A 19,970-nucleotide genomic window follows, 5' to 3' on the forward strand; every position below is an offset into this window, starting at 1 on the left:
ACCATGAAACAGTTATCGCTGCGCTTCAAGCTCTATGCCCTCGTTGTGTCACTGCTCCTGATCATGGGCATCAGCATTGTGGTCACGGCCCAGTTATCCCTCGGCGACATGGAAGAAAGACTGACGGCAGAAACCCGGGATACGGTGCAGGGTATTGTGATGGATCAGCTCGGCGCAACCGCCGGCAAATATGGTGAGCTGGTCAGTGGCCAGTTTGCGACCGCTTTTCGCACGCCGGAAGTCGTTCGCAACGTCATCATCCGCAATATTCAGGCCGACAGCTCCGGGCGTATCAGCCGGTCAGCCCTTCAGGAGACCGTTGGCGCGGTTCTGGAGGAGCAGAAAAGTCTGAGCTCGATCTACGCCCAGTTCGAACCGGATGGCTACGATGGCCAGGATCGCTATTTCACCGGTGGTGTTGAAGAGCATAGCAGCGACGAGGGCACCCTGGAGATTTACTACTACCGGGAGCCGGACGGGCAGGTCCAGTTCAGCCGCACAGAGGACCCCTCCACCAAGTATCTGGATAACCTCAACGAATTCGGGATCAGGGAAGCTGAGTGGTATCTCTGTTCGCGGGACACCAAAGCGCCCTGCATTATGGAGCCCTACGAATATGAAATCAGTGAGGGCTATTCCGAGCTGATGACCAGTCTGGTGGTTCCGATTCTGGATGACGGAACATTCGCCGGTGTGGTGGGTGTCGATATCAATCTTTCGACCCTGCAAAAAACCATTGCCGGTGTCAGCCAGGAGCTGTTTGGAGGCCAGTCCAGGGTCACGCTGATCAGTGAGCAGGGTCTTATCGCGGCCTCCAGCCATTATGAGTCGCACCTTGGCCGGCCTCTGCAGGAAGCTGTGCCCGATCACGGCAGCACCTTCGCAGGGCTGCACCAGGGTGAGGGCACCTTTGATGACGGTCAGACCCTTGCCGTGGCCTATCCCGTGGAGATCCGGTTGCCGGATGCCGAGTGGTCGCTGCTGATCGAGTTGCCCCGGGATGCCGCGCTGGCAAGCGTTTCGGAAATTACTGGCCTGTTGTCGGACGAAGTTGCCGCCACAGCCACTCGCCAGAGCCTTGTGGGTATCGGTGTGGTTGTCCTGGCCATTGTGGCCCTGGTGCTGCTGGTGCGCTCGGTGACCCGCCCGCTGGATGAAATTCGGGATCGTATGAAGAACCTGGCCAGCGCCGAAGGAGACCTGACCCGTGAACTGGAAATCGACACCCACGCCGAACTGATCGAGCTGGCCGGCGGTTTCAATGCCTTCCTGGCGCGTCTGAGAGAAATGATCAATGATCTGAAGGACGTGAATGTAAAGGTCCGCGAACAGGCCAGGGATGTAGGCAGTATTGCGGTCGAGACCGATGAACAGACAGGTCGACAGCACCAGGACATCGACAGCGTGGTCACCGCCATGAACGAAATGTCCGCCGCTGCAGGAGAGGTGGCAGGGTTTGCCGGCGAAGCGGCCGATAACGCCCGGATGGCCCAGGACGGCATCCGGTTTACCCAGGATACGCTGTCATCGGCGGTGAATGGAGTGAGCGCGGTGGCCAACGATATGGGCGAGGCCAGTACAGCGATCGGGCAGGTGGCCAATCGCAGCGAGGATATCAATCGCATCCTGGATGTCATCCGAGGCATCGCCGAGCAAACCAACCTTCTTGCCCTCAACGCTGCCATCGAGGCCGCCAGGGCTGGCGAACAGGGACGCGGATTTGCCGTGGTTGCCGATGAGGTCCGCACGCTGGCCTCCCGCACTCGGGAATCCACCGATGAAATCAGTACCATGATCGACGGCCTCAAGCAGGATGTGAACGGTGCCGTTTCGGTGATACAGAGCGGCGTTGATCGCGCCACCTCGGCGGTTGATGGCACCCAGGAAGCGGCCCATTCGCTGGCCACGGTAGTCGACCGGATCGGGACCATCGTTGAGCATGTAACCCAGGTGGCCACTGCGGCGGAAGAACAGAGCTCGGTGAGCGAGGAAATCAACCGCAACCTCACTCATATCGGCGATGCGGCCAACGATCTCCGGGAGCTTGCCAGCAGGGTCAAGGGCAGTGGTCAGGCCCTGGACCACGAGGTGCAGGTTCTGGAGCGTGAGCTCAGCCGGCTCAGAACATGATGGCTCGCTACTATGGCGGCGATTCAAAGCATCAATTTTCAATTACCGGGTGCCGTGTCATGATTCGCTCATACGATTTTAATCCCGGAATTTACCGCCAGAGATCTTGGAGGTGTTTATGGAGCAGGTCACGATTTACGGCCGCTCAAGTTGTGGGTTCTGTGTGCAGGCCAGGCACCTGTGTGAGGCCAGAAACATTCCCTATGTGTGGGTCGATATGATCGAGAAGGGTATGAGTAAGCAGGATATTGCCGACAGGATCGGCCGGCCAGTTTACACAGTGCCGCAGATTCTTGTGGGGAGCCAGTATGTGGGAGGTTTTGATCAGTTCTACGCCTATGTTCGAGACCATCAGGCGGAATTGGCTCGCTAGCACACAGCGATGACTCTTCAAGCAACCAAAAAAGCCTGACAGCGTAAAGTGTCAGGCTTTTTTATTCGCTGAGTCCTGCAGTGGACTAGAGTTCAAAATCCGTTTTCAGCTTCTTCTCGGTCAGCGTGTTCTGGAGCCTGGCAACCCGAGGCAAGCCATTATCGAACGGCGGGAAGCTCTCTCCGGCAATGAGGGGCTCCAGGTAGTCCCGGCAATCCTGGGTGATGCCAAAGCCATCATCGGTGATGAAGTGGATCGGCATCTTCTTTTCCTGGTTTGCCACCTCACTGAGGGGCGCTTCGCCAATCTTCCAGCGGTACGGCTTTGCCTGCTCGCGCACGATGGTGGGCATCAGCGCCTGCTTGCCTTCCAGGGCCATTTCCACCGCCGCCTTGCCTACCGCATACGCCTGTTCAACGTCGGTAGCGGCGGCAATGTGGCGGGCGCTGCGTTGAAGGTAGTCGGCAACGGCCCAGTGGTATTTGTGGCCCAGGGCCTGCTTGACCATGTTGGCCAGGGCGGGGGCAACACCACCGAGCTGGGTGTGGCCAAACGCGTCCTTGGCTCCGGCATCTGCCAGGAACCGGCCATCTTCATACTGGGCACCTTCGGAGGCGACGACAACACAGTAGCCGTATTCCTTCACACAGTGGTCTACGCGCGCCAGGAAAGCGTCGCGATTGAAAGGAATTTCAGGGAACAGAATGATGTGGGGCGGCTCGCCGTCGCCCTGTCCCGCCAGGCCGCCGGATGCGGCAATCCAGCCGGCGTGACGGCCCATCACTTCCAGGATGAACACCTTGGTGGATGTCTCGCACATGGATTTGATGTCGAGGCTGGCTTCCAAAGTGGACGTGGCAATGTACTTGGCAACCGAGCCGAAGCCCGGGCAGCAGTCGGTGAACGGCAGGTCGTTATCCACCGTCTTGGGCACGCCGATGCAGGTAATGGGATATCCCATTTTGTCCGCGATCTGGGAGACCTTGTAGGCGGTATCCTGTGAATCCCCGCCGCCGTTATAGAAGAAGTAGCCAATGTCGTGAGCCCGGAATACCTCAATCAGACGCTCATACTCGCGGCGGTTTTCGGAAATGTTCTTTAGCTTGTGGCGACAGGAGCCGAAAGCGCCGCCCGGGGTATGAATCAGCGCCTGGATGTCATCGTCGCTCTCGAGGCTGGTATCAATCAGTTCTTCCTTCAGCGCCCCGATAATGCCGTTGCGTCCGGCAAACACTTTGCCGATTTTGTCCGGATGCTTGCGGGCAGTCTGGATGACGCCACAGGCACTGGCATTGATGACGGCGGTGACACCGCCGGACTGAGCGTAGAATGCGTTCTTGATGGCCATCTCGGGCTGGAGCCTCCTGCTGGTTCGACAATGGCGCAGATGATACGCCAATCGCCGGCAATTTTCATGAGCAGGATTGCGGATAGCATGGCTCTTGACGGGGTGGGGCGGATACGGGAGGCTTGTCGGGTTTCAACTCAGAGGGCAGTTGCCGAATGCACATTCATATACTCGGAATCTGTGGCACCTTCATGGGCAGCCTGGCGGTTCTTGCCCGGGAGCTGGGCCACACCGTGACCGGCTCTGATCAGGGTGTTTATCCGCCCATGAGCACGCAGCTGGAGGCTCAGGGTATCAGCCTGATGGAAGGCTACAGCGCGGATCACCTTGAGCCCAAACCGGATCTGGTTCTGATCGGCAACGCCATGTCCCGGGGCAATCCGGAAGTCGAAGCGGTGCTTAACCGGAACATTGACTACATGTCCGGGCCCGAGTGGCTGAGCCGCGAGGTGCTTCGGCATCGTTGGGTGATGGCGGTGGCCGGTACCCATGGCAAGACCACAACCACGTCCATGCTGCTCTGGATCCTGGACCAGGCCGGGTTCGAACCGGGTTACCTGGTGGGCGGTGTTCCCCGGGATTTTCCCGTCTCGGCACGGCTGGGCAACAGCGACTTTTTTGTGATCGAGGCGGATGAATACGATAGTGCCTTCTTCGACAAGCGCTCCAAGTTCGTTCATTACCGTCCCCACACCCTGATCCTGAATAATCTGGAGTTTGATCACGCGGATATTTTCGACAACGTCGAGGCGATTGAGCGACAGTTCCATCATCTGGTTCGGACTGTCCCCTCCCAGGGCCTGATCATTCGTCCCGCAGTAGATCGCCACCTGGATAATGCCCTGGAATTGGGCTGCTGGAGCCCGGTCCAGGACACCGCCATTGGCAGCGAGACTCCTCGCATGTCGGATTGGCGGGCCGAGCTGCTCTCGGAGGATGGCAGCCGGTTTCTGGTTATTCACCACGAACAGCCGGTGGCAACGCTGAAGTGGGATCAGACCGGTCTTCACAATGTCCGAAACGCCCTGTCTGCCATTGCCGCTGCCCGCCATGTGGGTGTCACTCCCGATCATGCCGTGGCGGCGCTTTGCCGGTTCTCTGGCGTCAAGCGGCGCATGGAGTTGCTGGCAGACATCGACGGCGTGCGGGTCTACGATGACTTCGCCCACCACCCGACCGCCATTGCCACCACCCTTGAGGGCTTGCGTAATCAGGTGGGTGAGGAGCCTATCCTGGCGTTGATTGAACCGCGCTCGAACACCATGAAGCAGGGCGTTCACCAGCAGACGTTGCTGCCAAGTGCAGAAACCGCCGACCGGGTTCTGTGGGCCAACCTGAACAACATGGACTGGCTGCCGGAACTGATTTCCGGATGGCAGGCGCTGAACGCTGGTTCCGAGAGGCACAGGGTCGAGGCCTCGGTGGAAGACTTGCTGGCACGTACCCTGGAAGATCTGCCCAGCCCCTGCCACATTGTGATCATGAGCAACGGTGGCTTTGGCGGTATCCACAGTAAACTCATTGCCGAGCTTGAGCGTATTCGTGGCTGATCCGGCGTGGCCGGTGACTTTTCCTGACTGACAAGTGGCGACATCCATGAGCAACGACCAGAACCGGCCTTCTACCGTTAACCTGGCCATGACCGGCGCCTCGGGCGCCCAGTATGGTCTGCGCCTGCTGCAGTGCCTGGTATCGGCCGGCTGCCGGGTGAATGTGATGGTCAGCCGGGCCGCGCAGGTAGTGATCGCCACGGAAACCGACCTCAAGCTGCCGGGAACCCCGCCGGCCATGCAGGAAACCCTGTCTGCCTATTCAGGCGCGGAGCCGGGCCAGGTTCTGGTGTTTGGCCGGGAAGACTGGTTTGCACCGCCGGCCTCCGGTTCCGGGGAGAAAGCGCCGCTGGTGGTATGTCCCTGCAGTACGGGAACGCTCTCGGCTCTGGCGACCGGAGCCAGCAACAATCTGATCGAGCGGGCCGGTGATGTGGCCCTGAAGGAACGTCGCCCGCTGATTCTTGTGCCCAGGGAAGCGCCTTTCTCCGAGGTGCATCTGGAGAACATGCTGAAACTGACCCGGATGGGGGCCGTCATCATGCCGGCGAGCCCTGGCTTCTACCACAAACCCCAGGCAGTCGAGGACCTGGTGGACTTTATTGTTGCCCGCATCCTTGATCATCTGAATCTGCCCCAGGATCTCATGTCCCGCTGGGGCGAAGCCCGCGCCGAGGATAAGCGCAAGGCCTGAGGCTGCCCGAGACGATGGTTTTGGCCAGCCCGATTGATGCTTTTCATCATTGAGCAAACCGGGCTCCGGGCCGAGACTTGGTGAACGACAATCACAACACAGGTCATTCACCGAGGTTCACCATGATTCCACGTACTCTCTTCGACGCCGACCTAGAAGGCTTCCGCGATTCTGTCCGCAAGTTTCTGGAGCAGGAGGCTGCGCCTTACCATGATCAGTGGGAGAAAGACGGCCAGGTCAGCCGCGAACTCTGGCAGAAGGCTGGCGAGTTGGGTTTTCTGTGTCCCTGCCTGCCAGAGGAGTTTGGCGGTGTTGGCGCGGACTTCCGGTACAGCGCGGTGTTGATCGAAGAGGTCGCCAGGGCCGGCTTGACGGGGATAGGCTGGGGCCTGCACTCTGACATCGTGGCGCCTTACGTGCTCAACTACGGCTCGGACGAGCTGAAAAATCATTATCTGCCCAAACTGGCCAGCGGTGAAATGATTGGCGCCATCGCCATGACCGAGCCGGGGGCCGGCTCCGATCTGCAGGGTGTGAAAACCACGGCGGTCAAGAACGGCGATCATTACGTTCTGAACGGTTCGAAAACCTTTATTACCAACGGTCAGCTTGCCGATGTGGTTATCGTGGTCGCCAAGACCGACCCGAAGGAAGGCGCCAAGGGTATCAGCCTGTTCATGGTGGAGACCGCCTGGGAAGGATTCGAGAAAGGCCAGAACCTGAACAAGGTGGGTATGAAGGCCCAGGACACCTCCGAGCTGTTCTTCCAGGACGTAAAGGTACCTGAAAAGAATCTGATCGGTCCGGGCGAAGGTCAGGGCTTTTTCCAGCTGATGCAGGAGCTGGCGGCCGAGCGCCTGCAGGTGGCTCTGGGCGCTGTTGCCGCTGCCGAAGCTGCCTGGCAGTGGACGCTGGATTACGTCAAGGAGCGCAACGCCTTTGGCAAGCCGGTGATTGCGTTCCAGAACACCCGCTTCAAGATGGCGGAGATGAAGGCGGAAATCACCGCAGCCCGGGTGTTCACCGATCGATGCCTGGAGCTGCATCTGGACAAGAAGCTCGACATCCCCACCGCGGCGATGCTCAAGCAGCTCACAACGGACCTGCAGTGCAAGGTAATGGATGAATGCGTACAGCTTCACGGGGGCTACGGGTACATGTGGGAGTATCCGATCGCACGGGCCTGGGCAGACTCACGAGTGCAGCGGATCTACGCCGGCACTAATGAAATCATGAAGGAAATCGTTGCCCGTTCTTTCTGAACCCTGGCCGCTTGGCCTGGTCATAAGGGCAATTGAGGGCAGTGCTGGCACTGCCCGATTCCTTTGATCAGGAGAGGTACAGATGAACAAGCCGTTGTCGCGAGAAACCCGTTTCGAAGTGACCAACCTCGAAGAACTTGCACCGATGGCTGACTATTCGCTGATGGATCGCCTGAACGGTGATCCGGATGCCACGCCCGATGGCGTTGACCATCGACCAAGACAGGTCTATTCGGGGCATTATGTTCCCGTCCGGCCAACGCCCATCGCGAATCCTGACTACGTGGGGCACAGCCCCGGCTTGTTCCGCGAATTGGGTTTTGCAGACAGCCTGGCTCAATCCGATGACTTTGTCCGAATGTTCTCCGGAGACCTCTCACAGGTGCCGGCGCCCATGAGCAAAGTCGGCTGGGCCTGTGGCTATGCACTTTCCATCTACGGCACCGAATACACCCAACAGTGCCCGTTCCAGACCGGCAACGGCTATGGCGACGGTCGCGCCATTTCGGTTTTGGAAGCTGTTCTGAACGGTCAGCGCTGGGAAATGCAGCTCAAGGGGGGCGGACAGACGCCGTATTGCCGTGGTGGTGATGGCCGTGCGGTCCTGCGTTCCAGCGTTCGTGAATTCCTGGCCCAGGAGCACATGCACGCACTGGGTGTGCCGACCTCCCGGTCGCTGAGTCTCTATGTTTCTAAAACAGAGAGAGTACGGCGCCCCTGGTACTCCCCGGGCTCCCATTCCCTGGATCCCGACCAGCTCATTTCGGAGCCGGTTGCCATCTCCACACGTGTCGCCCCGTCCTTCATTCGGGTGGGCCAGCTGGAACTTTTCGGGCGCAGGGCCCGAAGGCAGGAACACCCCCGGGCGCTTGAAGAACTCGAGCAGCTGGTGCTGCACCTGATTGATCGGGAGTACCACGGCGTTATTGACCAGTCCCTCGATACGCCCACAAAAATCGTGATGCTCGCGCGGGAGTTTCGCGGCCGCCTTGCCTCGCTGGTGGCGAACTGGATCCGGGTTGGTTACTGCCAGGGCAATTTCAACAGCGACAATTGCGCCGCTGGCGGTTTCACGCTGGATTACGGGCCTTTTGGCTTCTGCGAACTATTCGAGCCGTTCTACCAGCCCTGGACCGGTGGCGGGCAGCACTTCTCTTTTCTTAACCAACCCGCAGCGGCAGAACGGAACTTCAAGAGTTTCTGTTCGGCCCTTCAGCCGCTGCTGGCAGATCACGAGAACGAACAGGCGCAACTCCAGGAGATTCACGGTGGATTTGCCGAGGTAATGCAGGCGGAGCTGGAAAAGATGTGGGCAGCGAAGCTGGGACTTGGCACTTTTGACGCCGAACTCTTCAGGGAACTGATTACGCTGATGACCCGGCCCCCAGTGGATTATACGATGTTCTTCCGGGAGCTTTCCTCCCTACCCGAAGACATCGAACCCCTCAAAAACAGCTTCTACAGATCATTGGATGAGTCAGCAGCGGCCGATCCGGAAGGGCTACTCAACCGCTGGTCAGAGTGGTTTGCCAGATGGAAATCGCAGATTGGGATCGATGGCTCTACTGGCAGCTCCCAATTCCGTGAGGAGCTATCCCGGAACATGAAGCTGGTGAACCCCAAATACACCATGCGTGAGTGGTTTGTGGTTCCTGCCTATCAGCGAGCAGCAGAGGGCGATTACCAGCCCCTGCGTGCTTTGCAGGGTGTTTTGACGCAACCCTACGCAGAGCAGTCGAATGCTGTTGAGGCGCAATACTACCGGCTGAAGCCGTCGGAGTTGTTCAATCTGGGTGGGGTTTCACACTACAGCTGCTCGTCGTGACTGAAGCCCCGCCTGGTTACCAAACTTTACAAATTGCCAAACCTATCAAGGTCTACAGCCACCACATCCCCTAAAGTAGCGGCACAACCTCTAACAAGGATAAACGGTTGCCGCGATGAAACGCCTGATTGGTCTGCCTGTTACTGCTGTCTCCCTCATCCTCGCCGGTTGCGGTGAGGAATCCGACCAGTTGCCCGTGGACGGGCGGGATTTCGATGGCGTGGAATACAGCGAACCTGCGCCTTACACGGGTAAGGTCATCGACGGCTACCTGAAGAACGCCCGGGTCTGGCTCGACATGGATGGGGACAGTCAGTTTACCCCGGGGCCTCTGGTTATCGAGCTGGATAACGGCAGGGAAGTTACCCTTGCCTCGGGGGAGCCCACCGCCATGAGTGGTGCCGGCGGTCGTTTCGCAATGGATATTTCGGAACTGGTCCTGGACCCTTCAGTGGGGCCGGATCTTGATCCACGGGATTATGCGCTGCACGCCGTAGCCCTTCCGGGTAAAACCCTTGAGGAAACGCGTAACGGGGAAGTTCCGGTGGTCAGTGCCTACCTGATGTCGGCGCCTCCGGGTGTCCGCAATATCACGCCATTAACCACACTGGCCCGTTACCGGGGCATCGTCGGCCTTGGTACCTTCCTGCAAACACCTTCCGGCGCGGCAGCGAGCCTGGCGGACCTGAATCTGGTGCGGGACTATATCCTCGCCCAGGACGAGCGCTCACATGCCTATGCCCGGGCACTGGCAAGGTTCATGGCCAGCCAGATTCCCTCTGCCTACAACGACCTGCTGGCGGCCGGAGACAGTGACGGCACGGAGCGATTCCTGAGCAGGGAAGCGGCGTTTCTATTGGGCGTATCGCTGGTGCAGAACGCTGCAGATGTGATCGCGGTGGTTGATGATGTCGCCCAGGGTGATTTTGCCAATGTCGATGTGGACGCCCTGGTGCTCCCCGAAGTGGATGTGGAATTGAGCGACCCGGTGCTGCTGACCAGCCAGAAGGTATACGCCGAGCCCTCCAATCAGGACAGCCTGCCTGCCAACCGATCCGGCCTGCAGATCTCCGCCGAGCTGGCGTTCGCTTACAGTGAGAGCGGGCGCCTGCTATCCGTCTCCGCGAACGGCTGCCTGTCATCCTCCATGCCGGAGCTGGCACGACTGATCGATGTTAACGGCTACATGGCGGACCTGGAAACCCAGTGGTTGCCCTCCGCCGCGCTTTCGGAGCAGAGCCGTCTGAATTTCGACGAAGAGGGCACGGATGAGCGGCTGGTTTTCGATTGGGGCAATCGCCGCATTCACTTCGAGACCAGCACCACCTGTCATGAACACAGGGGAATTGCAGCGGATTCAACGGAATTGGGCGGCCCTCCAGAGGTCACCTACAGCTGGACGACGGACAGCGGCGATCTGGTGGAACTGGTTGCTGAGACCAGCGGTGGCGCAAGGCGCACGCTGGTTCCGGAAACCGACAATTCCTCGTCCGTTTTTCCCGGATACCGGATTTCAGAGCAGGGCGTTGAGGTGGAGGCCGTAACCTTTTCGGCGGGTATAGACAGCTGCGCTCCACAGCAAGAGGCTGTCGACGCGAGTCAGGTTGTGACAGGCGTTCAGGCGTACCAGTTTTCCGGCTATGATCCCCAGCCTGCGGGTTTCACCGATCCGGTGCTTGAATTTGATCGACGGGAGTTTTCCGGGCCCGAACAACCGAATCTCCGCCTGTTGCGCTATGGATTCCTGGATCCGGATCTTCTACAGCTGCCCCGCGTGACTGGCGATGGCAGTTTCGAGTGGGCGATAAACTATCCGGCAGCAGACGGGCCAGGCTTTGTTGCAGAACAACCGAACCTTATCCGCGATGCCTATCTGAAAAATTACAATTCGTCCGGAGAATGCGGCCGCGAGTTTGAGGGTGTGCCCAATTCTGCTTATGCGAAGGTAGAGTTTGGTTACCAGAGGTTGTCTGAGTACCTGGTGGGACTGCTGGATTAGTCGCGATCAGTGGCAACCTGGCTTCTGGCAAGAAGACTGCGCGGATCGGATGCTATTTGAGGAAATTAACGACGTCGCCGGTTGGCTGTCTTGCCATTTCCTGAGGGAGGAAATGGTGCCGAGGAGAGGACTTGAACCTCCACGGGGTTGCCCCCACTAGCACCTGAAGCTAGCGTGTCTACCAATTTCACCACCTCGGCAGGTGATTTGCAGAAGCTTAGCTTGTTGAAAACTAAACGTTTCTGCCAGCGTTGAGGTGTGTCCCTCAACCGATGGCGCGTACTTTAATAATTCCCGCCGAGGCTGTCAAACATTTTTTCGCAAAAAGAATGGCAGGTATTTGTGCCTATTCCTTGCAGGTTGATAGGCAGGAGCTCCATCCCAACGTTATACTCCATTGCAAACGAATCTGAACTGTGCCGCGTTGGTACAGCCTCTTAACAAGGATCCGAATGGTTTCCAGGAAGAAAAACGACCGGGATCCTCACGCCAGCCGTGAGGCCCAGAAATACGAAAATCCTATTCAAAGCCGGGAATTTATCCTCGCGCATCTCAAAGAGCGTGGCGCTCCCGCAACCCACGAAACACTGTGTTCAGAACTTGGTCAGTCGTCAGAGGAGGGGATTGAAGCCCTTCGTCGGCGATTGATTGCCATGTGTCGGGACGGGCAGTTGATTTGTAACCGGCGTGGCGCCTATCTTCCCATTGAGGAAGCCGACCTGGTGACGGGGCGGGTGATTGGGCACAAAGATGGCTTCGGCTTTCTGGTGCCGGATGACGGGGGCTCCGATCTGTTTCTAACTGCCCGACAGATGCGTCAGGTGTTTCATGGGGATCGGGTGGCCGCTCGGGTTGATCGGGTTGATGATCGAGGCCGGCGCGAAGGTGTGATTGTTGAAGTTCTGGAATACCGGACCAGCCAGACGGTGGGACGCTTTTTCCAGGAAAGTGGTATCAACTTCGTTGTTCCTGAAAACGCGCGGATCAATCACGAAGTACTGATTCCCCAGGAGAATTGCGGCAATGCCCGCCACGGCCAGTATGTTGTGGTGGACATAGTTCGCCAGCCCACGGTGCGCACTCAGCCACTGGGCAAAGTTGTTGAGGTGCTTGGCGAACACATGGCACCAGGGATGGAAATTGACGTTGCCATCCGTTCCTATGACATTCCCCACAGCTGGCCGCCCGCGGTCGGTGAGCAGACGGCACAGATTCCGGAAGAGGTCACTGAGAAAGACAAGGCGAACCGGAAGGACATCCGCAATCTCAGGCTGGTAACCATCGATGACGAAACGGCCCGGGACTTCGACGATGCTGTCTATTGCGAGCCAAGGCCTCGTGGTGGCTATCGCCTGATCGTTGCGATTGCCGACGTGTCCCACTACGTCCGGCCCGGTTCCCCACTGGATGAAGAGGCGTTAAACCGCAGTACGTCGGTTTATTTCCCCGACCACGTTGTGCCAATGCTGCCAGAAAAGCTGTCCAATGGCCTTTGCTCGTTGAATCCGGGCGTCGATCGCCTCTGCATGGTGGCCGATATGACCATTAGCGCCGCCGGTAACATCAGCAGCTACAACTTTTATCAAGCGGTCATGTTCAGTCATGCGCGGCTTACCTACAACAAGGTAAGTACCATGCTGGAGCATCCGGACACCGAGCAGGGCTATAAGCTGTGCGAGCAATACGCCAACGTGCTCCCGCAGTTGCACAATCTTTATGGTCTCTACCAGTTGTTGCGCAAGGCGCGTACCGAGCGTGGTGCAATTGATTTCGAAACCACCGAGACCAAGATCGTGTTTGACGCCGACCGGAAGATAGAAGAAATCGTTCCGGTACAGCGCAACGATGCCCACAAGATCATTGAGGAGTGCATGCTGTGTGCGAACGTTGCCACAGCGCGATTTCTGAAAAAACACAAGCTCCCGGCACTCTACCGGGTGCATGACGGTCCTTCCGAGGAGCGCCTCAATGCGGTGCGGCTGTTCCTGGGTGAGCTGGGTCTGCAACTGGGTGGTGGTGATAACCCCACGTCTGCGGACTACCAGGAGTTGCTGGAAAGTATCAAGGACCGCTCGGATGCCAATGTTATCCAGACGGTGATGCTGCGTTCACTCAGCCAGGCCGTTTACAGCCCTGAAGAGGGCGGCCATTTTGGCCTTGGTTATGCGGGTTATGCTCACTTCACGTCGCCGATTCGACGTTATCCGGACCTGATCAATCACCGGGCCATCAAGTCGGTTATTCACGGAGGGAGGCCTTCCAAGGATGTGGTTCCGCCTCCCAAGCCGGATCCCGAGCTCGCCGAGTACCCGTATGATATGGCCCGGATGGAGCAGCTGGGTGAGCATACTTCAATGGCGGAACGCCGTGCCGATGATGCCACCCGGGATGTCATGGCCTGGCTGAAGTGTGAGTACCTCAGTGATCATGTCGGTGAGGAGTACGATGGCGTCATTGCCTCCGTCGTGCCCTTCGGTTTCTTTGTGGAGCTTTCTGGCGTCTACATAGAAGGTCTGGTGCACGTGTCGACGCTAAGCGGTGACTTCTTCCATCACGATTCAGCCAAGCATCGCCTCATCGGTGAGCGCACAGCAATGAGTTTCCGGCTCGGGGATGAGGTCCGTGTGAAGGTCGTTCGGGTTGGAATGGAGGACCGCAAGATCGACCTGGAGCTGATCAGCGAACCGGTCCACCGACAGGCTGATCGCGACGCGCTTGCGGTTCCTGATAAAGGCGAGCGAGGAAAGGCCAGGCGTAACTCCGGCAAAGGCGGCAAACCGCCGGGCAAAGCCAAGCCTGCACGAAAGAGTGCATCATCCGGCGAACCTGGCCTGAAGCGCCCGAGGAAGCGCCCGGCGTCGACGTCATCGAAGAAAAAGGGGCCTGAGGCCTTCGATGATAATGAAACGCCTTCTGCCAGGGATGAGCTGGTTGCGAAGGCTGCGAAGCTCGCCCTGAAAAAAGGCAAGAAGGGCAGTGGCGCTGGCAAAGGCGACAAGAAAGGCAAGCCGCGCAAATCAGGCAAGTAACAGGAAGCAGAATCAGTGTCCGGAGAATTTGTGTTTGGCTGGCACGCGGTTGAGGCTGTCCTCAAACGCGAGCCTGAGCGTCTGCAGCAGGTCTGGATCCAGACCGGCCGGCAGGATAAAAGGGTCAAGAGTATTACCGATACCCTCGATAGCCTCGGTGTGCGCTGGAAAGTTGTGCATCGCAGAGAGCTCGACGAGCGGGTGTCCGGTGTTCACCAGGGTATTGTCGCGGCCGTAAGTGAAAGCCGGGAATGGACCGAAGACGATCTCCTGGCGCAATTGGCCGGCAGTGACAAGCCGCCTTTCCTGCTTGTGCTTGACGGTGTGACCGATCCCCATAATCTTGGCGCCTGCATGCGCACCGCTGATGCTGTGGGTGTTCAGGCGGTCATTGTTCCCAAGGACAAGTCCGCTTCGCTGACCCCGGTTGCCCGCAAGGTTGCCTGTGGTGCTGCCGAGACGGTGCCCTTTGTGCGGGTCACCAATCTCGCCCGTTTTCTGCGCAGTTTGCAGGATCAGGGTGTTTGGCTGATCGGTACTGCCGGTGAGGCAAAGGCAACGCTATACCAGGCCGATTTCAAAGGCCCGGTGGCGCTGGTGATGGGGGCCGAAGGCAAAGGGATGCGCCGACTGACCCGGGAGCACTGCGACCAGCTGATCAATATCCCTATGCTCGGCCATGTCGACAGCCTAAACGTGTCCGTGGCTACGGGTGTTTGCCTATACGAAGCCCTGCGTCAACGGCTTGGTTAACCCTTGCACACAAGGGCTTCCCCGCCTAGAATACGTGACCCCTTTTTTAAGGGGTGGTTTTGTATTGTCTGAATACCGGCAATCCGAAGCCAAGCTTTTGATCAAGCCTTTCTTGTAAAGCCTTATTGATAAAGCAAAAAGAAACCGGCAGCAGAATGCTGTCAACTCCTTGCTTTCATGTTTGTCGGTCGCGGGTTCAGATCCGTGCCGGGAAAAAGGAAGCTGTTTAAACCGTAGGGAGAACTCATGCGTCACTACGAAATCGTTTTTATGGTACATCCGGATCAGAGCGAGCAGGTGCCCGCGATGATCGAGCGTTATACCGGCGTCATCACTGAAGATGGCGGCAAGGTACATCGCCTGGAAGATTGGGGCCGTCGTCACCTGGCATACCCGATCAACAAGATTCACAAGGCTCACTACGTACTGATGAACGTTGAATGTTCACAGGCCGCAATGGACGAGCTGACTCACAACTTCCGTTTCAACGATGCAATCATCCGCGACATGATCCTGCGCCGCGATGGTGCGGATACAGAACTGTCCCCGATGAAAGCTTCCGAGTCCCGTGAAGACCGTCGTGGCGGCGATGATCGCCCGCGTCGTTCAGCCGAATCTGACGAGCCACGTCAGCGTGCTGAAACCCAGGACGAAGAAGAGTAATTAACCGGAGTTGAGGAGTTAAGTTATGGCTCGTTTTTTCAGACGTCGTAAGTTCTGCCGCTTCACGGCAGAGGGTGTAAAGGAGATCGATTACAAAGATCTGGACACCCTGAAAGGCTACATCACTGAAACCGGCAAAATCGTGCCCAGCCGCATCACCGGCACCAAAGCACGTTATCAGCGTCAGCTGGCTACCGCTATCAAGCGTGCCCGCTACCTGGCACTGCTGCCGTACTCGGACAGCCACGATAACTAAGTAACAGAAACACAGGACTTGGGACCATGCGTGCACTTGCACAGTATGTAATGCGCGGTCCCCTCCAGGCCGGTGGGGTAGCAGCAGTAACAACTGCCGTACCCTTGTTGTTCTGGATTGGCGCAGCCGTTGTTGGCCTGGTCATTCTCAGGCTTGGCATCAGTCAGGGGCTCAATATCGGGCTCTGGGCATTACTTCCGGCGCTTGGCTGGAGCATTTTCGGGCAGGACCCGACCGCTCTGGCCGTGTTGCTCCAGGTGATGCTTATGGCGTCATTGATCAGGACAACGCTGTCCTGGGAAAAAGCTCTGCTTGCGGGAAGTTTTCTCGCAATCGTCACGGGCCTGATGTTGCCTGTGGTGTACCCGGGGCTGCTGGATGATCTGGTCCAGGCCGGGGTGAGTTTTTACCAACAGTACAATGCCGAAATTGCGAAGAGTCTCGGCGATGACCTCGATAAGGTTATCCGGGACACGATGAACGCGAGCATGGCAGGCACCTACCTGGCAACGGGTGTGGGCATGACCATGCTGGCGCGGGCCTGGCAGGCGGGGCTTTACAACCCCGGTGGATTCCGCAAGGAATTCCATGGCCTGAGGCTATCTCCGCCCATTGCGGTGTTGTGCGCGGTGACCATGGTAGTCGGTCCGTTCCTCGGGCTGAATTCCATGCTGCTGGCCTGGGCCGCGGGAACGCCGCTGTTCCTGGCCAGCCTGGCGCTGGTGCACGGCGTTGTTGGTTTGAAACAGCTCAGTGGGAACTGGTTGGCGATGTTCTACGTAGCGCTGATCCTTCTGGGCCCAAGTCTGATGATTCTGTTAGTGGTTCTGGCTTTTGTGGATAGCTGGCTGGATATCCGGAGGCGCATAAGTCCTGCCGGGCCGGCTGAATAAAGCACGAAGAGGTTAACGAGATGGAAGTTATTCTGCTCGAGAAAGTTGCAAACCTTGGCTCCCTGGGTGACAAGGTAAAGGTCAAGGCCGGTTACGGTCGTAATTTCCTGCTTCCTTATGGCAAGGCTGTACCTGCCACCGAAGCAAATCTGAAGGCGTTCGAAGAGCGTCGTGCCGAGCTTGAGAAAGCGGCTGCTGAGAAGCTGTCTGCTGCCCAGGCCCGCGCCGAGGCCCTCGAGGGTGCTGCTTTCACAATCAGCTCCAAGGCCGGTGAAGAAGGCAAACTGTTCGGCTCTATCGGTGTGCGCGACATTGCTGACGCGATCACTGCCGGTGGTACCGAAGTCGAGAAGAGCGAAGTTCGTCTGCCGGAAGGCCCGATCCGGGTGACTGGCGAGTACGAGATCGAGCTTCAGTTGCACTCCGACGTTGAAGTTACGGTCAAGCTGGCGGTCGTTGCCGAGTAAGCCGTTTTCCCTGAAAACGGTGTCGGGGTTTTCCCGGCTCTGGTAATACGCTGGTGGCCCTCGCTGCCTCTTTATGAGGTCCAGCGCTGGCCAACCTGACAGGCCCGAACCGCATCTCGCGGCTTTCGGGCCTGTTGCTTTCTGGTATGCTGTTAAGTCCCTGTAACCCTCTCCCATTGCTGCGGCAGGTCGCTTAAACTGTTGTGGTTGTGATGTCCAACTGAAGATGTGTTCATGGCCAAGCCCAATCTGAAGCCCGCGAGTACCGATCTCGAAACCAGTCGTATCAAGGTGCCTCCCCACTCTGTGGAAGCAGAGCAGGCGGTATTGGGCGGCCTGATGCTGGATAACCGCCGGTTCGACGAGATCTCGGAAGTGATTTCGGCCGCCGATTTCTATCGGCAGGACCACCGCCTGATTTTTGGCGCCGTGGAGCGTCTTGCCAGTGAGAGCGAGCCACTGGATGTTGTTACCCTGGCGGAATTCCTGGAGCGCGCCGGCGATATTGAGGATGCCGGTGGCTTGTCTTATCTGGCGGAATTGGCGGAGAAAACTCCGGGCGCAGCAAACATCCGTGCCTACGCGGATATTGTCCGTGAGCGGTCCATTCTGCGACAGCTGGTAGAGGTGTCCGGCAAGATTTCCGATTCGGCCTTCAACCCGCTCGGCAGGAACAGTAATGAAATTCTCGACGAGGCCGAGCGGAGCGTATTCCAGATTGCTGAAGCGAGGGTCAAGGAAGGTTCCGGTCCACAGGCCATAAACCCGATTCTGGCCAAGACCCTGAGCCGGATCGAGGAATTGTTTGAGTCTGGCGAGCAGACCACCGGTCTGACGACGGGCTTCAAGGATCTGGACGAACAGACCTCGGGCATGCAGCCCTCGGATCTGATCATTGTGGCGGGTCGTCCCTCCATGGGTAAGACGACGTTTGCCATGAATATCGTGGAGAATGCCCTGATCAGCACCGGAACGCCGGTGCTGGTGTTCAGTATGGAAATGCCGGCGGATGCCCTTGCCATGCGGATGCTCTCGTCGCTCGGGCGCATTGATCAGACCAAGGTCCGTGGCGGTAAGTTGGAAGAGGACGACTGGCCCCGGCTGACGTCGGCGGTGAGTCTGCTCAAGGACAAACCTCTTTATATCGACGATACGCCGGGTCTGAGTCCCACGGAAATGCGCTCCCGGGCCCGACGCATTGCCCGGGAAAACGACGGCAAGATAGGCCTGATCATGGTCGACTACCTGCAGTTGATGCGGGTCCCCGGCAACACCGAAGGCCGGACGGCCGAGATTTCGGAAATCTCGCGGTCCCTGAAGGGCATTGCCAAAGAGCTTAGCTGCCCGGTGGTGGCGCTGTCCCAGCTCAACCGGAGTCTTGAGCAGCGGCCCAACAAGCGCCCGGTTAACTCGGATCTTCGCGAATCGGGCGCCATTGAGCAGGACGCCGACGTCATCATGTTTGTGTACCGGGATGAGGTGTATAACGAAGACACGCCGGACAAGGGCATTGCCGAGATCATCATTGGCAAGCAGCGGAACGGCCCCATCGGCACTATCCGCCTGGCCTTTATCGGCAAGTACACAAAATTCGAGGACCTGGCCCACGGCGATTACAGCGACTATGGCGGGGAGTATTGATGCCCCGCAGCACTGTTGTCCGGATTGATCTCGACGCCCTTCGCAGGAACTACCAGACAGCCCTGAATCGGGCCGGCGGGGCGCAGGTGATGGCCGTGGTCAAGGCCGACGGCTATGGCCACGGCATAGGGCCGGTGGCCTCGGCCCTGGACAGCCTGGCCCCGAAGTTTGCGGTGGCGTGTATCGAAGAGGCGGCGGCCATACGGGAAGCGGGCCTGGCACAGCCGGTAGTCCTGCTGCAGGGTGTCCACGCCGAAGCGGATATTGATGAGTGCGCCCGGAACAGGTTTGAGCCGGTTTTCCATAGTTTCCAGCAACTGTCGTGGCTGGAGCGCCTTGAAGCACGACCGGCGTTCTGGCTGAAAGTGAACAGCGGCATGAACCGTCTGGGCTTTCATCCGGATGAGCTGGCCAAGGTAATGGGCCGGCTGCAGGCCATGAGTGCGGAGAAGGGACTGTTGGGCTTTGTGACCCACTTCGCCTGTGCCGACGATCCGGATAGTGCCATGACGGCGCAGCAGACATCGGTGTTTGAGAAGGCTACCTCTGCGTTTCCCGGACTGATGAAGAGCGTTGCCAATTCGGCCGCCCATTTTCACCCTGACCAGCCGATGTTTGACTGGAGCCGACCGGGCATCATGCTGTATGGCGGTTCGCCAATGGTTGGCAAAACCGGCCCGGAGCTTGGTCTGGAACCGGTAATGTCGCTGGAGGCACCGTTGATCAGCACCCGAATGGTGCCAGCGGGTGAGTCTGTTGGGTACGGAGCCGGCTGGGTCGCCGATCGGGATACCCGGATGGGCATGGTGGCCATTGGTTATGGCGATGGGTACCCCCGGCATGCGGGCACCAACACACCGGCGGCGATCAATGGACAGCGGATCCGGCTCATCGGTCGGGTGTCCATGGATATGCTGGCGGTTGATCTTACCAATGCACCGGATTCGAAGGAGGGCGACACTGTCGAACTCTGGGGGCGCACAGTTGGTGTTGATGAGGTGGCGACCTGTGCCGGCACCATCTCCTACGAGTTGATGACCGGTATCACCCGGCGGGTACCGCGGCAATACCGGTAGCATTCAAGAGC

Annotated in this window: 16 protein-coding genes and 1 tRNA gene; 15 read left to right on the plus strand and 2 right to left on the minus strand. The window is 58.4% G+C overall.

Annotated features, from left to right (window positions below):
- Nucleotides 1-3: 3 nt before the first annotated feature.
- Both SIC15_RS04785 and SIC15_RS04790 read left to right on the plus strand, forming a co-directional pair.
- On the plus strand, nt 4-2,130 hold the full coding sequence (locus tag SIC15_RS04785) for a methyl-accepting chemotaxis protein (protein ID WP_069183954.1): 2,127 nt from the start codon (nt 4-6) through the stop codon (nt 2,128-2,130).
- 118 nt (nt 2,131-2,248) lie between these two features.
- Nucleotides 2,249-2,503: a GrxA family glutaredoxin gene (locus tag SIC15_RS04790; RefSeq protein WP_064227053.1), complete on the plus strand. Its 255-nt coding sequence runs from the start codon at nt 2,249-2,251 to the stop codon at nt 2,501-2,503.
- Nucleotides 2,504-2,588: 85 nt separating this feature from the next.
- Here the strand turns inward: SIC15_RS04790 and SIC15_RS04795 are convergent, their stop codons facing one another.
- Complete coding sequence (locus SIC15_RS04795) at nt 2,589-3,851, minus strand: 6-phosphofructokinase (RefSeq protein ID WP_305966648.1); 1,263 nt, start codon at nt 3,849-3,851, stop codon at nt 2,589-2,591.
- 155 nt (nt 3,852-4,006) lie between these two features.
- Between SIC15_RS04795 and mpl the strand changes: the two genes are divergently transcribed.
- The 5 genes from mpl (at nt 4,007) to SIC15_RS04820 (ending at nt 11,181) form a co-directional block, all read left to right on the plus strand.
- Nucleotides 4,007-5,401 carry a UDP-N-acetylmuramate:L-alanyl-gamma-D-glutamyl-meso-diaminopimelate ligase gene (gene mpl, locus SIC15_RS04800; protein ID WP_069183952.1) on the plus strand — a complete coding sequence of 465 codons (1,395 nt, stop codon included), beginning with the start codon at nt 4,007-4,009 and terminating at the stop codon, nt 5,399-5,401.
- A 46-nt stretch (nt 5,402-5,447) separates the two neighbouring features.
- Nucleotides 5,448-6,095 (plus strand): flavin prenyltransferase UbiX, encoded by a 648-nt coding sequence (locus SIC15_RS04805; protein WP_412537165.1) that lies wholly within the window; start codon nt 5,448-5,450, stop codon nt 6,093-6,095.
- A 122-nt stretch (nt 6,096-6,217) separates the two neighbouring features.
- Nucleotides 6,218-7,357 carry an acyl-CoA dehydrogenase family protein gene (locus SIC15_RS04810; protein WP_069183950.1) on the plus strand — a complete coding sequence of 380 codons (1,140 nt, stop codon included), beginning with the start codon at nt 6,218-6,220 and terminating at the stop codon, nt 7,355-7,357.
- An 82-nt stretch (nt 7,358-7,439) separates the two neighbouring features.
- Complete coding sequence (locus tag SIC15_RS04815; protein ID WP_412537166.1) at nt 7,440-9,182, plus strand: protein adenylyltransferase SelO; 1,743 nt, start codon at nt 7,440-7,442, stop codon at nt 9,180-9,182.
- Nucleotides 9,183-9,297: 115 nt separating this feature from the next.
- Nucleotides 9,298-11,181 (plus strand): hypothetical protein, encoded by a 1,884-nt coding sequence (locus tag SIC15_RS04820; protein WP_412537167.1) that lies wholly within the window; start codon nt 9,298-9,300, stop codon nt 11,179-11,181.
- A gap of 113 nt (nt 11,182-11,294) precedes the next feature.
- On the opposite strand, the gene SIC15_RS04825 is transcribed toward SIC15_RS04820, so the two are convergent.
- A tRNA-Leu gene (locus SIC15_RS04825) sits at nt 11,295-11,381 on the minus strand.
- A gap of 252 nt (nt 11,382-11,633) precedes the next feature.
- Here SIC15_RS04825 and rnr point away from each other — a divergent pair.
- The 8 genes from rnr to alr all read left to right on the plus strand — a co-directional run bounded on the left by rnr (nt 11,634) and on the right by alr (nt 19,959).
- Entirely contained in the window at nt 11,634-14,210 is a 2,577-nt protein-coding gene (gene rnr / locus SIC15_RS04830) for a ribonuclease R (protein ID WP_412537168.1), read from the plus strand.
- Nucleotides 14,211-14,225: 15 nt separating this feature from the next.
- Nucleotides 14,226-14,963, plus strand: a complete 738-nt coding sequence (gene rlmB / locus SIC15_RS04835; RefSeq protein ID WP_412537169.1) for a 23S rRNA (guanosine(2251)-2'-O)-methyltransferase RlmB — start codon at nt 14,226-14,228, stop codon at nt 14,961-14,963.
- 246 nt (nt 14,964-15,209) lie between these two features.
- Nucleotides 15,210-15,626: a 30S ribosomal protein S6 gene (rpsF, locus tag SIC15_RS04840; RefSeq protein ID WP_069184037.1), complete on the plus strand. Its 417-nt coding sequence runs from the start codon at nt 15,210-15,212 to the stop codon at nt 15,624-15,626.
- Nucleotides 15,627-15,651: 25 nt separating this feature from the next.
- On the plus strand, nt 15,652-15,882 hold the full coding sequence (gene rpsR / locus SIC15_RS04845; RefSeq protein ID WP_007154918.1) for a 30S ribosomal protein S18: 231 nt from the start codon (nt 15,652-15,654) through the stop codon (nt 15,880-15,882).
- A 26-nt stretch (nt 15,883-15,908) separates the two neighbouring features.
- Nucleotides 15,909-16,775 carry a hypothetical protein gene (locus SIC15_RS04850; protein WP_069184038.1) on the plus strand — a complete coding sequence of 289 codons (867 nt, stop codon included), beginning with the start codon at nt 15,909-15,911 and terminating at the stop codon, nt 16,773-16,775.
- A 20-nt stretch (nt 16,776-16,795) separates the two neighbouring features.
- Nucleotides 16,796-17,242 carry a 50S ribosomal protein L9 gene (rplI, locus tag SIC15_RS04855; protein WP_064227062.1) on the plus strand — a complete coding sequence of 149 codons (447 nt, stop codon included), beginning with the start codon at nt 16,796-16,798 and terminating at the stop codon, nt 17,240-17,242.
- A gap of 234 nt (nt 17,243-17,476) precedes the next feature.
- Nucleotides 17,477-18,883, plus strand: coding sequence for a replicative DNA helicase (gene dnaB, locus SIC15_RS04860; RefSeq protein ID WP_041644976.1), 1,407 nt, complete (start codon nt 17,477-17,479; stop codon nt 18,881-18,883).
- Nucleotides 18,883-19,959 carry an alanine racemase gene (gene alr, locus SIC15_RS04865; RefSeq protein WP_412537170.1) on the plus strand — a complete coding sequence of 359 codons (1,077 nt, stop codon included), beginning with the start codon at nt 18,883-18,885 and terminating at the stop codon, nt 19,957-19,959. Before dnaB ends, alr begins: the two co-directional genes overlap by 1 nt.
- The last annotated feature ends 11 nt before the right edge of the window (nt 19,960-19,970 follow it).

Source organism: Marinobacter sp. MIT932201 (assembly GCF_047123295.1).
In the GTDB taxonomy this organism is placed as follows: domain Bacteria; phylum Pseudomonadota; class Gammaproteobacteria; order Pseudomonadales; family Oleiphilaceae; genus Marinobacter; species Marinobacter salsuginis.

What these genes read in the sequence shown, in the direction of transcription:
- SIC15_RS04805 (WP_412537165.1), top strand. Translation starts at nt 5,448, where the DNA reads ATGAGCAACGACCAGAACCGGCCTTCTACCGTTAACCTGGCCATGACC.
- rnr (WP_412537168.1), top strand. Translation starts at nt 11,634, where the DNA reads ATGGTTTCCAGGAAGAAAAACGACCGGGATCCTCACGCCAGCCGTGAG.
- SIC15_RS04850 (WP_069184038.1), top strand. Translation starts at nt 15,909, where the DNA reads ATGCGTGCACTTGCACAGTATGTAATGCGCGGTCCCCTCCAGGCCGGT.
- mpl (WP_069183952.1), top strand. Translation starts at nt 4,007, where the DNA reads ATGCACATTCATATACTCGGAATCTGTGGCACCTTCATGGGCAGCCTG.
- SIC15_RS04810 (WP_069183950.1), top strand. Translation starts at nt 6,218, where the DNA reads ATGATTCCACGTACTCTCTTCGACGCCGACCTAGAAGGCTTCCGCGAT.
- SIC15_RS04815 (WP_412537166.1), top strand. Translation starts at nt 7,440, where the DNA reads ATGAACAAGCCGTTGTCGCGAGAAACCCGTTTCGAAGTGACCAACCTC.
- rpsF (WP_069184037.1), top strand. Translation starts at nt 15,210, where the DNA reads ATGCGTCACTACGAAATCGTTTTTATGGTACATCCGGATCAGAGCGAG.
- SIC15_RS04795 (WP_305966648.1), bottom strand. Translation starts at nt 3,851, where the DNA reads ATGGCCATCAAGAACGCATTCTACGCTCAGTCCGGCGGTGTCACCGCC.
- dnaB (WP_041644976.1), top strand. Translation starts at nt 17,477, where the DNA reads ATGGCCAAGCCCAATCTGAAGCCCGCGAGTACCGATCTCGAAACCAGT.
- SIC15_RS04785 (WP_069183954.1), top strand. Translation starts at nt 4, where the DNA reads ATGAAACAGTTATCGCTGCGCTTCAAGCTCTATGCCCTCGTTGTGTCA.
- rpsR (WP_007154918.1), top strand. Translation starts at nt 15,652, where the DNA reads ATGGCTCGTTTTTTCAGACGTCGTAAGTTCTGCCGCTTCACGGCAGAG.
- alr (WP_412537170.1), top strand. Translation starts at nt 18,883, where the DNA reads ATGCCCCGCAGCACTGTTGTCCGGATTGATCTCGACGCCCTTCGCAGG.
- SIC15_RS04820 (WP_412537167.1), top strand. Translation starts at nt 9,298, where the DNA reads ATGAAACGCCTGATTGGTCTGCCTGTTACTGCTGTCTCCCTCATCCTC.
- rplI (WP_064227062.1), top strand. Translation starts at nt 16,796, where the DNA reads ATGGAAGTTATTCTGCTCGAGAAAGTTGCAAACCTTGGCTCCCTGGGT.
- SIC15_RS04790 (WP_064227053.1), top strand. Translation starts at nt 2,249, where the DNA reads ATGGAGCAGGTCACGATTTACGGCCGCTCAAGTTGTGGGTTCTGTGTG.